This is a genomic window from Actinokineospora globicatena (assembly GCF_024171945.1).
GTDB classification, from domain to species: domain Bacteria; phylum Actinomycetota; class Actinomycetes; order Mycobacteriales; family Pseudonocardiaceae; genus Actinokineospora; species Actinokineospora globicatena.
This window is the reverse complement of record NZ_JAMTCR010000003.1, coordinates 942,648-956,193: the sequence shown is the minus strand read 5'-3', so window position 1 is coordinate 956,193 and position 13,546 is coordinate 942,648. Positions and strand designations below refer to the sequence as shown.

The window sequence follows — 13,546 nt, the reverse complement described above, 5'->3', positions numbered from 1 at the left end:
AGCGGTACAGCAGCGGTACAGCAGCGGGATTCGAGCGGTCAGGCGGGTCGGCGGTTGATGTAGGCGCCCAGGCCGCCGAGTTCCTCGCTGGCGATGAACGCCGACCGGACGTGGACGATCACTTCCTCCACGTGCGCCGGGCACCCCCACGCCGCGTCGCCCCAGGAGTCGGCGACCTTGAGCTCAGCGGGTGCGGTGCACCCGTCCGTGCCGCCGAGTTGGCAGGTCTCGGGGTGGGGGACGGTGGCTTGCTCGGCCGCGGCGGCGTGCATCCGGGCGGCGAGTTCGGCGGCGGCGGTAGCGCGCTGCTCGGCCTCGGCCCGTAGTTCCCGCTCGGTGTGGATCGCCGCGGCCAGTTCTTCGCGAGCCGCCTCGGCGCGGGCCTCGGCGTCCCGGCGGGCGTGCTCGCTGTGGTGCCGCTCGATGGCCAAGGCAGCGGTACCGGCGAAGACCCGGGCGAGGGCGAGGTCGAAGTCCTGCGGGACGCGCGGAACCCGGTGGTACATGGCGAAAGTGCCCAGCAGGCTCCCGTCGCGGGCCAGGATCGGTGTCGACCAGCACGCGGCCAGTCCGGCGCGGTCGGCCAGGTCCCGGAAGTCGGCCCAGAACGGGTCGGTGCCGATGTCGGTGACGATCACCGACTCCCGGCGGTGGGCGGCCGTGCCGCACGACCCGACGCCCTCCCCGGTGGCGATCCCGTCGATGGCCTCGTTGTAGAAGTCGGGGAGGCTGGGCGCGGCCCCGTGCCGCAGGTGCAGGCCGTCGGGGTCGGCGAGCAGGACGGAGACGAGCACCTCCTGCGGCGTCAGGTCCTCGATGCAGCGGGCCATCCCGTCGAGGACCTCGCGCAACGGCGCCTGCCGGGCGATCTGCTCGAGCAGCGCGCGGTGCTCGGTCATCAGCTGCTGGGCGTGCTTGACCTGGGTGATCTCCACGCCGATCACCTGGATCCCGACCACGGTGCCCTCGGCGTCGCGGCGCGGCTCGTAGGTGAAGTCGAAGAACGCCTCGCGCTCGTGCGGCCCGGCGTCGAGCACGACCCGGACATCGCGCCCGGTGTAGGACTCACCCGAGCGGTAGGCCTGGTCGAGCAGCGCGATGAAGCCCTGACCACCCAGCTCGGGCACCAGCTCGACGAGCGGGACACCGGTCCGCGCCCGCTGCTCGCCGATGGCGGCCAGGAACGCCGGGTTCGCGGTCTCCACCACGTGCTCCGGTCCCACCAACGAGGCGAACAGGGCGATCGACTGCCCGAACAGGGCCCGCATGTCCTCCTCGGGCGCCTGTTCGACGGCGCGGGGGTGCTGGCCTGGTGACGCCGTCATGGTGTGGTCCGTTCCTCGTCTGCTGGCTGCCACCGTAGTACCGAGGACCCCATCGGGTGCGTGACGGCGGCGGCGCGTCTGGACAGACCTGCTCATGCCGGGCGCTGTACCCCGTCCACCTGCGGACAAACCACTATCGGCAGCACGTCACGCGCGGAATTCCCGGTGCCGGGTCGATCTACGCGGGGATGGCGAAGTGCGCCTCGACGGTGGTGCCGGGGGAGTCCTGGGTTCCGTGGTCGATGCGCAGGCGGGTGGTCAGCGCGCGCAGGATGGTGAGCCCTCGGCCCCGGATGCCGACGGCCTCGGCCTCGGGTGCGACGGGTTCGCGCCACTGGCCGTGATCGGCGACGACCACGAGGACGTCGGCGCCGACGATCTCGGCGCTGACGATGACCAGCCCGGGAGGGGCGGCGGGGTAGGCGTGTTCGACGCTGTTGGTGACCGCCTCGCTGACCGCGAGGAGGATCTCCTCAGCGGCCTCGCCTGCGATGCGTCGGGAGGCGAGCCAGGTGCGTATCGCGGATCGGATCTCGGCGACGGCCTTGGCACACGCGGTGGACTCGATCCGTAACGACACGGTGCTCATCGTGCCTGGGGTACCCGGCTCGGCGCTCGGCACACCCGAACGGCTCGAATCGTGACCTCAAACCCCGCGTCGACCGTGTTCGTCCGCTGGGACGGGGTGCGGGGGGTCGTAAGCTGCCTGCCGTGCTGGAAAGGTCGGAGCCCGTGGACCGGGTGAGCGTGCTCGAAGCCGTCACCGACGTGGCTCTGCGCCACCTCAAGCTCGACGAGTTCCTGCGCGCGGTCCTGGACCGGATCCAGCGGCTCTTCGAGGTCGACACCGCGTCCGTCCTGCTCCACGACTCCGCCGCGGACGTGCTGACCGTCGCGGCCTCGGTCGGCATGGACGAGGCGGGCCACGGCGTGACCGTGCCGGTGGGTGCCGGGTTCACCGGTCGGGTCGCCGCCACCCGCGCACCGGTGGTCCTGGACCGGGTCGACCACACCACCGTCGTCAGCCCGTTGCTGTGGCGGCGCGGTCTGCACGCTCTGCTCGGTGTCCCCATGCTCGCGGGCGGTGAGCTCGTCGGTGTCCTGCACATCGGATCAGTGACACCCAGGCGCTTCACCGCCGAGGACACCCAGCTGCTCAACCTGGTCGCCGATCGGGTCGCGCTCACCATCCAGGCCGACGTCAACAGCGCCGAACGCGCCGCCGCCACCGCACTGCAGCGCAGTCTGCTGCCCGCCCGCTTCCCGGCCGTCGACGGCTTCAGCTTCGCCGCCCGCTACATCCCCGGCACGTCCATGACCGTCGGCGGCGACTGGTACGACGTGTTCACCCTCCCCGGCGACCGCCTCGGCCTGGTCATCGGCGACGTCGCGGGCCACGGTCTGGCCGCCGCCGTCGTCATGGGCCGCCTGCGCAGCGCCCTGCGCGCCTACGCCCTCATCTACACCAGCCCGGCGAAGGTCCTCACCAACCTCCACGCCAAGGTCTCCCACTTCGAACACCGCAGCATGGCCACCGCCGCCTACGGCGTCATCGACCTGACCACCCGCCAACTCACCCTCTCCGTCGCCGGGCACCTACCGCCCGTCTTGGCCCTCCCCGGCCACCCCGCCACCCTCCTCACCGCCCCCGCCGACATCCCCATCGGCCTCGGCATCACCCCCAAACGCCCCCGCCGCGACACGGTGATCGACCTACCCCCGGGCGCCGTCCTGGCCTTCTACACCGATGGCCTCATCGAACGCCCCGGCCACGCCCTCGACCCGTACCTCGACCAACTCCTGTCCACCATCACCCAAGCCGACCCCAACACCATCTGCACCCACGTCACCGAATCCCTCCTGGGCGACACCCCACCCCGCGACGACGTGGCCCTCCTCGTCCTCCGCCTGACGCCCGACGCCTGACCGACTCGAAGCGATCTCACCCCGGATCGGACCTTTTGGTGGTCGTGGGTGCGGCGTTCACTGGGGTGATGGGTGACGCGGGGGTCTCGCAGTGGCGGGTAGTGGGTGCCGAGTTGGTGCGAGCGGAGACCATCGGGGATCTGCTGCGGGGAGCTGTCGAGGCCGCGCCCGAGGTGTGCGCGTTGGTTGAGGGGGTCGCTGATCCGGCGGCGAGGCGGCGGTGGACCTACGGGGAGCTGTCGGGGGAGGTGCGGCGAGTCGCGTGGGGGTTGTTGGGTCGGTTCGAGGTGGGGGAGCGGGTCGCGGTCTGGGCGAACAACATTCCTGAGTGGACGATCCTGCAGTTGGCCGCGGCGGTCGCCGGGATGCCCTTGGTGACGGTCGATCCGGCGCTCCGGCGCGACGAGGTGCGCCACGTCTTACGGACGTCGGGAGCGGTGGGCGTCTTCCTCGTTCGGCGGTATCGGGACAACCCGATGGCCGAGACCGTGGACCAGTTGCGCGGCGACCTTCCCGCGCTCAGGGAGGTCGTGTACTTCGACCAGTGGCGGGACTTCGCTGGTACACCGACGCCGTTGCCCGAGGTGCGGCCTGGTGACACCGCGCAGATCCAGTTCACCTCGGGGACAACCGGTGTGCCCAAAGGGGTCGTGCTGCACCACAGCGGTCTGGTCAACAGCGCCCGCCTGTCCTACACGCGGACACTTCGGCTGCGGCGGGCGGATCCGGTGCTCAACGCGATGCCCTTGTTCCACACCGCGGGGTCGGTTCTCGCCACGTTGTCGGCCATCGCCGCCGGGAGCACCCATGTCCTGATGCCGTACTTCGACCCGGGCCTGTTCCTGCGCCTGGTCGAGCAGGAGCGCTCGGTGTTGGTAGCCGGTGTGCCCACCATGCTGCGGGCGCTCCTCGACCACCCCGCGCTCCCCGGCACCGACCTGTCCTCGTTGCGGTGCGCGTTGTCCGGGGGCGCGGTGGTGCCCCCGGAGTTGGTCGCCCGGGTCGAGGAGGCGTTCGGCGTGCCGCTGGCGGTGATCTACGCCCAGACCGAGGCCTCGCCCGCGATCACGATGACCGACCCGTTCACCGACTCCGCCGCCGACCGGGCGGGCACGATCGGTCGACCGGTCGCGGGGGTCGAGGTGGCGGTGGTGTCGGGTGGGCGGGTGGTGCCGGTCGGTGAACCGGGCGAGCTGTGCACCCGCGGCCACCACGTGATGACCGGGTACCTCGACCAGCCGGAGCAGACCGCGCTGGCCGTCGACGCGGACGGGTGGCTGCACACCGGGGACCTCGCCGCGATGGACGGGCGCGGGTACTGCCGGATCGCGGGCAGGCTCAAGGAGATGATCATCCGCGGTGGGGAGAACCTGTTCCCCCGCGAGATCGAGGACGTGCTGGCGCGCCACCCCGGGGTGGCCGAGGTGGTCGTCTTCGGGGTGCCCGACGAGCACTGGGGCGAGCAACCCGCCGCTGTCGTGCGTGCGCGCCCCGGGACCACGCTCACCGAGGACGAGCTGGTCGCCTACGGGCGCGCGCACCTGGCGCGGCAGAAGGTCCCGCGGCTGTGGCGGTTCGTCGACCACATCCCCACGACCGGCTCGGGGAAGGTGTCGCGGTCCCGGTTGCGGGACCTGGTGCTCGCCGAGGCACCGGTCCCGCCCGACCAGAACAGCTCAGACCAGAACAGCTCACACAGCGGCGGTGGCCGCGGTGAGCAGGCCCAGTGACGCGGTGAGCCCGGCCCGCACGTCCGGGTCGGTCACCAGGCCGTCCTCGATCATCGACGGCTGCACCGGCAGGTGCGCGCACGCGTCCTCGACGATCGCCGCGCCCGTGTAGCGCAGGACCAGGCGCAGGGACGCGTGCGCGTTCGCCGCCTTGGTGGAGTTGCTCGACACGTTGATCCACGCCGTCGGCTTGTCGCCGATCTCGATGCCGCCGACCGTCCAGTCCAGCAGGTTCTTGAACGAGCCCGGCAGCGCTCCGGCGTACTCCGGGGTGCACAGCAGCAGCGCCGCCGCCTGCTCGATCCGGGTCCGCATCTCGACGACCGACGCGGGCAACGGGTCGTGGTCGTCGTCGGGGTTGAAGTGCGGTAGGTCGGCCATCCCGGTGTACGTGACCGCGCGGAAACCGGCCGGGACCAGGGTCGCCGCGGTGCGCAACAACGCCGAATTGCTCGACCGGTCCCGAAGGCTGCCGGAGATCAGCAGGATGTCGGAAATGTCGCTCATTTCTCACTCCGTCCCGGCGGTGGCCGATTCGTGCAGATCACTGCCCCGGATGAACGTATAGGCGATGGCGGCCCCCACGGCGCAGATGACCGCGCACACCACCATGACAGACCCGAACGAGTCGACGAACAACGCCCGCGCCCCCTCGGCGCCCGCGCCGAGATCACCACCCGCGCCCGCCGCCACCGCGCGCCCGACCTCGCGGTCGGTCGCCGCCGACCCGGTCGCCAAGCCGGACCCGGCGACCGCGCCGATCACCTTCGCCTGGAACAGCGCGCCGAACGCCGCGACCCCGACCGCGACCCCGACCTGCTGGAACGTCTCACCGATCCCGGTGGCCATGCCCGCCTTCTCCGGCGCGACCACACCGACCGACACCACCGACCGCGGCGGGTTGAACATGCCCATCCCGACGCCCATCACCACCATGCTCGGCAGCAGCGACAACCACGAGTCACCCGGGTCGACCAGCGCGATCAGGCCCATGCCGACCGCGATGAGCAGGATCGAGGTGCCGATCAGCACGCCGGGGGCGATTTTGGTGACCACCCCGCCAGTCACCGCGGCGACCACGAACAGCACCAGCGTCAGCGGCAGCAGGCGCAGACCGGCTTCCAGCGCCGTGTAGCCGAGCACGTTCTGCAGGTAGGACACCTCGAGGAAGATCGCGGCCAGGCTGGTCGCGTTCGACAGCAACGTCGCCAGCGACAACCCGAGGAAGGTGCGGTTGCCGAACAGGCCGAGGTCGAGCATCGCCGCGTCCCCGCGGCGGCGCTCCACCACCGCGAACACCACCAGCAGCACCACCCCGGCCGCGAACATGCCCAGCACCGCGGCGCTGGTCCAGCCCAGCGCCTCACCGCGCAGGAACCCGAGCACCAGCAGCACCAGCGCGGCGCTGAACACCACGAGTCCCGGCCAGTCGACCCCGGGCGCGCCACCGGGCCGCTGCTCGCGCAGCTTGAGCAGCGTCAGCACCAGCAGCGCCGCGCCGACCGGCAGGTTCACCAGGAAGATCCACCGCCAGTCGGCCTCGGCGAGCAGGCCGCCCAGCGCGGGCCCGAACGCCAGCGCCAGCCCGGCGACCGCGCCGAACAGGCCGAACGCCTTGCCGCGCTCGGCGCCGGTGAACTCCTGCGCGATCAGCGCGGGCCCGACGGCGAACAGCACGGCCGCGCCGACGCCCTGCACGCCGCGGGCGACGTTGAGCAGCACCATCCCCTGCGACAGGCCCGCGGCGAGCGAGGCGAGGGTGAACACGACCAGGCCGGTGGCGAACACCCGCCTGCGGCCGAGCCGGTCAGCCAGCGAGCCGCTGGTGAGCAGGAACGCGGCGAGCGCCAGGGTGTAGGCGTCGATCACCCACTGCTGGGCGGCGAGGTCCGCGCGCAGGTCGACCCGGATGTCGGGCAGCGCCACGTTGACCACGGTGACGTCGAGCATCAGCATGAACGTCGCCACGCAGGCGACGCCGAGCGTCCACCACCGCGCGGTCGACACCGCCGGGACCTCCGCCGAGTCCGCCGGGGGTGGGGCCTGGGCCGACATGTGGTTCTCCTTCTGCTGGCGGTGGTACCGGGCACCGCGGCCCGGGCACGGTGCTGTCTCGGCTGTCTCGGCTGTCTCGGCTGTCTCGGCTGTCTCGGCGCGCGGTCCCGCACCTGTCGCCGCGCGTGTCCCGCTGCGCGGTGCCGCACCTGTCTCGCTGTGTGGTCCCGCGCGCGTCTTGGTCCGCCCGGGTGCTCACCGCGGCGCCGCCGCGCCGGTCCGGCCATTCACGGCAGGCATTTCGTGTTCCTCCCGGGAAACGGACGAAATTCCCCGCACCTTCGCCAGGACCGCGCCATCGGGTGTTGTGGCGACGCATTCGTCGGAACCCGTGAGCGTGTTCGTACGGTACCGCAGCGTGATTTCCCCGGAGCACCGGATGTCCCAGTCGACGTCGTTTCCCGGGGCGTGGATGTCGATGGCGGCAATGGCGGTCGGCACCATCACCGCGATCGCGCGCGAATCGCCGCCGCGCAGGACCGAGGTGCGCAGCAGGGCGTCGAGTGCCGCGCTGGGCACGGTGAACCGGTCGAGCGGGGTGCCGCGCACCGGCATCGCGAACCGGGCCGAGCCGCCACCGCCGTGCAGGCGGGCGTCGGTGAGGCCACCGAAGATCCCGCGCAGCCGGACCGAACCGCCGAGTTGGTAGACGTCGGGGACCGGCGTCCCCGGCGGCCCGCTGTGCACAACAGGCGGTGCCGCGGTGTGCTCGGCGGCCAAGTGCGCGGTCAGTCGCGCGTGTTCGCGGGCGGGCACCGGGCCCGATGGCGCGCTGGACACGCGCACCAGCACCCGGTCGTCCTCGCGGCTCGCGGTGACCAGCAGGTGACGGGGCCAGTTCGACTCGGGCGCGCGGATGAAGCTCGACAACACGATGTCGGTGAACCGCACCGCGACCAGTCCGCCGCCGAGCGCCGCCGCGGCCTCGGCGGCGATCTGCACGATGACGGTGGCGGGCACGGTTGGCCGCCCGTCCACGGTGTGGTCGAGCAGCCACGGGTGCTCGACCAGTTCGATGGAGCACCGCCAGGTTGTTCCCACTTCGTCCTGTTTTCCCGGTGCGGTGAGGAAAACCGGTGGTCTCACGGCGCCGTGCTCGCGCAGGCCGGGGGCGTTTCGGTGCAGCGTCGCCCATTCGGCGGTGCCCAGCCAGGTGGTGGCGAGCGCGCCTGCCGGGTCACCGCGTCCAGCTAGCTCGGCGCGGAAGAACTCCACGCCTTGGCCGTCGGACAGTTGGGTGAAGTCGGCGAGCCCCGAGGTGAACGGGGTCGTGGTGGCGTAACCGGACGCCATGCCCGACTCGACCCACAGCCCGGACACGATGGCGAGTTCGTCGCGGCCCGCCGCGCGGCCCGTGGCGGCGGCCAGCACGAGGTACTCGTTGCCCGCCTGGTAGTCGGCCTCGCCGCGCATCCCGATGAACGAGCCGACCGAACTCAGCGCGCACCACAGCGCGGGCGGCCGGGTGGCCAGGGCGGCGCGCAGGTTGCGGTCGCCGCGGACCTTCACGTCCCGCACGAGCCGGTAGTCGGCGAGGTCCTTGCGGGCCAGCGCGGTGCTGCGCACCAGGCCCGCGCCGTGCACGACGACGTCGACCCCGCCGTCGGTGCCGGTGATCTCGTCGACGAGCGCGGCGACCTGGGCAGCGTCACGCACGTCGCAGCGGCGGTAGTGCACGCGGTCGGCGCCGAGGCGCTCGCGCAGTCCCCGGATCGTCGCGGCCCGTTCGACGTCGCGCACCGCGTCGGTGTGGCGGCGGTTGAGGGCGGCCAGGTTCTCGCCGGGGAACCGGCTCATCAGGTCGCGCAGCGCGACCGCCTTGTCCGGTGGTCGCTGGGGTGTGCCCGGGTCGGGTTCCGGTGCGGTGCCGACCAACCAGACCGACCGGGGTGTCGTGCCCGCGAGCAGTTCCCCCACCAACCGCGCGGTGATACCCCTGGCGCCTCCGGTGGCCAGCACGACCGGGTCGGCGACCACATCCAGCGGCGCGCCGGTGGGAGGCGCCTGCACCGGGCGGGGGACGAGTTCCCAGCGCTGCCCCGCGCGCAGGTAGGTGACCGGGAGGTGGCGGTGGTTGCCGCTCTCGGCGGCCAGGGCGGCGAGACCGGTCGGCAGGTCCGCGGCGTCGGTGATCACCGCGAACACCAGGCAGCCGGGCAGTTCCGACTCGACGCTGCGCAGCAGGCCCGTGGTCAGGCCGGTGTCGGCGCGGGGGACCTCGCCGTCGAAGCCGTCGAGCAGCAGCGCGCCGACGCTGCCGCCCGCCGCGAGCGGCTCGACCAGTGCCCGGATGACGGCGAAGGTGAGGTCGTTGGCGGTCAGGGCGTCCTCGAACGACCCGCCCGAGGTGAGCACGGTCCGCACGTGCCGTGCCCCGCCCACCAGCGCGGAGACGGTGGTCGGGTCGGTGTCCAGACCGAGCACGACCGTGGCCCGCCGGTGGAAGGCGTCGGGTTTGTCCGTGACCACGACGCAGTCCAGTGGGATGGCGGGCATCGGGGGCCGGTGTGCTCGCGCGGGTGTCGGCCGCAGATCGAGGGCGTGGCGGGTGAGGACGTCGCGGAGCCCGGGTTCCCGCTTCGCCGCTGTTACCGCCACTGGGGGCGTGCGGGTGTCCTCCTGCGCGGCGAGAGCTGTTCGGCCGGTGGCGGAGTGCAGTACCCGCAACAGTTCCACGGCGCCTTCCGCGCCGTGGTGCACGCGGTCGCGGTTGGCGTCCAGCGCTGGTGCCGGTTCCCCGCCGACCTCGACCACGGCCAGCCGGGGCAGTCCGTGCTCGTCGGCGACAGCGCCCCGGGTCAGGACGACACCGACGGCGGCCTCCGCGGGTTCGCGGCCGTCGCGCGGGGTGACCTGCTCCGCGGCGGCCGCGACACCGACGACGAACGCCAGGTCGATCTCGCCGTCGCGCACCGAGCGGGCAGCGGTGACCAGCGCCGAGGTGAAGGAGTCCAGTCCGGCGTCGAGCGCCATGTTCGGGCCGTGCAGGTCGAGCCGCTGCGCGATCCGCGCCGGGATGATGTTGGGCATCAGCCCGGGGTAGGAGTCCTCGGTCGCGGCGGGCACCGCGGCCAGCGCCGGGCCCGCCACCAGGTCGGTGAACCCGTCGATGCCGCCGCGGGCGGCCAGGTCGGCGAGGTAGGCGCGGGTGTCGTGGTGCACGGCGGCCGTCGTCGGCCCGCTGTGCCCGACGAAGACCCCGGTCCGCTCGGCCAGGCCGGTGCCCGCGAACCAGTCCCCGGCGAGGTCGTCGGCGCACCGCACGGCGATCACCTGGCTGCGGTCCATCGCGGCGATGGCCGAGGGCGTCAGCCGCATCTGCACCGGGGTCGGCAGCGGGTAGTCGTCGGGGAACCGGGTCGGCCAGTCGGCGGGTCCACCGCGCAGCCACGCGCCGATCCGGTCGCGGTCCGGGGCCCCTGGCAGGTGCGCGGACCACCCGGCGACCACGACGTCGTCGAGCGCGTCGGGTGCCTGCGCCTCCGGGGCGGCCGGGATGGTGTCGGTGAGCAGCAGGTGCCCGTTGGTGCCGCCGAAGCCCATGGCCGAGATCGCCACGGTCCGCGCGCGGTCACCGGCGGGCCAGGCGCGGTCGCTGGTCGGCACGGTGATCGGCGCGGCCGGGTCGACACCGGCGGGCAGGCCCGTGAAGTGCCGTTGCGCCGGGATCCTGCTGTGGCGCAAGGCGAGCAGGGCGTGCACGGCCGAGACCGCGCCCGCGGCCCACCCGGTGTGCCCGACCACGGACTTGTTCGACGACACCGTCCAGCCCCCGGATCCGCCGAGTTCGCTGAGCACGGCCAGTTCGGCGCGGTCGCCCGCGGGGGTGCCGGTGGCGTGCGCGATGACCCAGTCGATGCCGGTGGGGTCCACGTCCGCCGCGGCCCAGGCGCGGCGCAGCGCGATCCGCTGCCCGGCCGGGTTCGGCGCGTAGATCGCCTTGCCCTTGCCGTCGGAGGACCCGCCGAACCCCGCGACGTGCCCGAGCACGGTGTCGCCGTCGGCGCGGGCCCTGGCGAGGGTCTTGAGGGCGAGCACCGCGGCGCCGTCGGTGAACAGGACACCGTCGGCGCGGGCGTCGAGCGGCCGGACCGCGCCGGAGCGGGAGAGGCCGCGCAGTTTGGCGAACAGCACCAGGTTCTGCACGCCGACGGCGAACGCGCCGCCGCACACCGCGATGTCGGTCTCGCCCGCGCGCAGGGCACGCGCGCCGATGTCGATGCTGTAGAGCGACGACGAGCACGCGGTGTCGACGACGACGATCTCGGAGTCCGCGGGGAGGTCCGCGGCGGCGCGGCGCGCGATGCGGTAGGGCAGCAGGTGTTCGGGGGAGTCGGCGGCGAGCGGGTAGAGCTCGCGCAGGCGCCGGTCGGTGTCCGGGTCGAGCCGCTCGCCGAGCAGGTCGCGCACCCGGCGCACGACCATGCTCTGCTCGAGGTGGTGGCTGCCGTCCGCGGTGAGGCCGACGGCGAACAGGTGCCGGTCGGCGGGCGTCGTGGTCACGGTCGCCACGGCCTGGGCGATGCTCCGGCGCAGCCAGCCCTCGGTGAAGTCGACGCCCGGTGCGGTGCCGGGATCCGGCGCCATGAACCCGGACACGCGGGAGTAGGTCCGGTCGGCCGCGGTGGGGTCACTGGAGTAGACGTGGTCGAGGTCGATTCGGTCGCCCGGTTCGCCGAACACGGTCCGCTCGCTGTGCAGCAGGTCCCAGAACCGCTCCGGTGAGTCGGCGCCCGGCAGGACCAGGCCCATGCCGACCACGACGACCGCCGCCGGGTCGGCCCGCTCCGCCGTGCGCACGACCGCCGGTCTGTCCACTGTGGTCTTCGGTGCCGAGGTGGCGTCGATGCTCAGGCATTGGCCGCGCAGGAGTTCGGCGTCGGCGAGGAACGCGACTGCCGCGGCGACCGCGGCACCGACCTCGCGGTCGCGTGGGCCGACCACGGTCACCGCGTTCACCATGACCTCGGCACCGAGCCGCTCCACCGCCGCGCGAACGGCAGCCGGACCACCGTGCGCGGGCCAGTCCTCTGTGGAGTCGACCCGGGTGTCCGCGACCACCACCGACAAGCCGCCCGCGCGCACGACACGCATCACCTGGCCCATCGGGTAGGTGCTCTCGTCGGCGACGTGCACCGCCGCGGCGCCGTCCGGGACGACACCACCTGGCTCCACAGTGGACACCGACCTGCCTGTCGCGGCGAGTGCGGCCGCGAGCGCGTCGGACCCGATCACGACCACGGCGCGCGCGGTCATCGGGCGGCGCCCTGGGCGGCGAGGGTCACCGCGACCATGTCCGCGAGCTCGGCCAGCGTGGCGTGGGCCAGGAACCGGCCGTCGTTGACCGAGGGGGGCAGCCCGAACTCGCTGCCGACCCGGCCCAGCATCTCGGCCCGCTTGAGCGAGTCGACGCCGAGCTCGGCTTCCAGGTCGGCCTCCGGGTCCACGGCCTCCAACGGGTACTGCAGCGCGGTCGCGTAGAGCACCCGCAGCCGCTCGGTCACCGCACCCACATCCTGGCGGGCGATCGGCGCCGGTTCGGCCACGACCACCGGCACGGCCGCGGCTTCCGGTGCGGTGCCGCCGTCGACCACCGTGCCACCGTCGACTGCGGTCGCGTCGAGGACACTGACCCCGGGAACGGTGGCGGTGACCAGCTTGCCCAGCCCGCCGCGTCCGCACTCGACCACCGCGGCCAGCCCGTCGGCGTGCAGGTGGCGCACCGCGGCGAGGAAGTCGACCGGTGTCGTCAGGTGCCGCACGAGCAGGGCACCGAGGTCGTCGGTGTCCACGACGTACCTGCCCAGCACCGGCGAGTACACCCGCGCCCGCAGCGGCCGCTGCCGCACAGCCGCGGCGTGCCCGGCGAACCGCTCGGCCGCCACCGCCAGCCCGGGGGAGTGGTAGGCGTAGGGCGCGGGAAGCCGCACGGTCGTCGCACCCAGCGCGGCCGCGACGGCCCGCACCGACTCCAGTGCCGTGTCCGGGCCCGCGACGACGGTGCGCGTCGGCGCGTTGCGCACGGCCACCACGGCCCTGTGGTCACCCACGGCTCCCACCACGTGCGCGGCCCGCTCCGCCGACAGCTCCACTGACAGCATCCCGCCCGGTACGGTCACCGACTCGGCCAACGCGGACGACCGGTGGCACACCAGGCGCAGCGCGTCGGCCACGTCGAAGGCCCCCGCCGCGGTCACCGCGGCCAACTCGCCCAGGCTGTGCCCCACGAGCACGTCGGGCACGGCCGCGCGGGCCGCCCGCCGGTACTCGCCGAGCGCGGCGACGAACACGACCAGCTGCGACGTGAACGGGTCAGCACCCGCCAGCTCCGCGCTCGTCGGGCCGGTCGGGTCGAGCAGGTGCCCGCGCACCGGCGCCGCGCCGAACTCGGCCGCGACCGCGTCGGCAGCGTCGAACAGGTCCGCCAGATCGGCCGCGCCGGGCTCGGCGGCGAACATCCCCGGTCGGAAGGCCCCCTGGCCCGCGAGTAAGAACGCCGTCTTGGACACG

General features: G+C 73.3%; 8 protein-coding genes. 2 read left to right on the top strand and 6 right to left on the bottom strand.

Features of this window, described 5'->3' with window-relative positions; translation table 11 throughout:
- Positions 1-38: 38 nt before the first annotated feature.
- Together LV79_RS17625 and LV79_RS17620 are read right to left on the bottom strand one after the other, a co-directional pair.
- Entirely contained in the window at positions 39-1,325 is a 1,287-nt protein-coding gene (locus LV79_RS17625) for a GAF domain-containing protein (protein ID WP_253838070.1), read from the bottom strand.
- 178 nt (positions 1,326-1,503) lie between these two features.
- Positions 1,504-1,914: an ATP-binding protein gene (locus tag LV79_RS17620; protein WP_253838068.1), complete on the bottom strand. Its 411-nt coding sequence runs from the start codon at positions 1,912-1,914 to the stop codon at positions 1,504-1,506.
- A 122-nt stretch (positions 1,915-2,036) separates the two neighbouring features.
- Here LV79_RS17620 and LV79_RS17615 point away from each other — a divergent pair, with 122 nt between their 5' ends.
- Positions 2,037-3,251, top strand: coding sequence for a PP2C family protein-serine/threonine phosphatase (locus LV79_RS17615; protein ID WP_308208943.1), 1,215 nt, complete (start codon positions 2,037-2,039; stop codon positions 3,249-3,251).
- Between the two features lie 68 nt (positions 3,252-3,319).
- A complete protein-coding gene (locus LV79_RS17610; protein ID WP_253838066.1) occupies positions 3,320-4,981 on the top strand; it encodes an AMP-binding protein in 1,662 nt (553 codons plus the stop codon).
- Here the strand turns inward: LV79_RS17610 and LV79_RS17605 are convergent.
- The 4 genes from LV79_RS17605 to LV79_RS17590 form a co-directional block, all read right to left on the bottom strand.
- Complete coding sequence (locus LV79_RS17605; RefSeq protein WP_253838064.1) at positions 4,943-5,488, bottom strand: NADPH-dependent FMN reductase; 546 nt, start codon at positions 5,486-5,488, stop codon at positions 4,943-4,945. The genes LV79_RS17610 and LV79_RS17605 overlap by 39 nt on opposite strands.
- Before the next feature lie 3 nt (positions 5,489-5,491).
- On the bottom strand, positions 5,492-7,036 hold the full coding sequence (locus tag LV79_RS17600; protein ID WP_253838063.1) for an MFS transporter: 1,545 nt from the start codon (positions 7,034-7,036) through the stop codon (positions 5,492-5,494).
- A 195-nt stretch (positions 7,037-7,231) separates the two neighbouring features.
- A complete protein-coding gene (locus LV79_RS17595) occupies positions 7,232-12,292 on the bottom strand; it encodes an SDR family oxidoreductase (RefSeq protein WP_253838061.1) in 5,061 nt (1,686 codons plus the stop codon).
- The gene (locus LV79_RS17590) at positions 12,289-13,545 is read right to left on the bottom strand and encodes an acyltransferase domain-containing protein (RefSeq protein ID WP_253838059.1); all 1,257 of its coding nucleotides are present in this window, start codon (positions 13,543-13,545) and stop codon (positions 12,289-12,291) included. The genes LV79_RS17595 and LV79_RS17590 overlap by 4 nt, the downstream gene beginning before the upstream one ends.
- Between the last annotated feature and the right edge of the window lies 1 nt (position 13,546).

Coding starts and splice junctions, on each gene's coding strand:
- LV79_RS17605 (WP_253838064.1), bottom strand. CDS start 5,488: ATGAGCGACATTTCCGACATCCTGCTGATCTCCGGCAGCCTTCGGGAC.
- LV79_RS17595 (WP_253838061.1), bottom strand. CDS start 12,292: ATGACCGCGCGCGCCGTGGTCGTGATCGGGTCCGACGCGCTCGCGGCC.
- LV79_RS17625 (WP_253838070.1), bottom strand. CDS start 1,325: ATGACGGCGTCACCAGGCCAGCACCCCCGCGCCGTCGAACAGGCGCCC.
- LV79_RS17610 (WP_253838066.1), top strand. CDS start 3,320: ATGGGTGACGCGGGGGTCTCGCAGTGGCGGGTAGTGGGTGCCGAGTTG.
- LV79_RS17620 (WP_253838068.1), bottom strand. CDS start 1,914: ATGAGCACCGTGTCGTTACGGATCGAGTCCACCGCGTGTGCCAAGGCC.
- LV79_RS17600 (WP_253838063.1), bottom strand. CDS start 7,036: ATGTCGGCCCAGGCCCCACCCCCGGCGGACTCGGCGGAGGTCCCGGCG.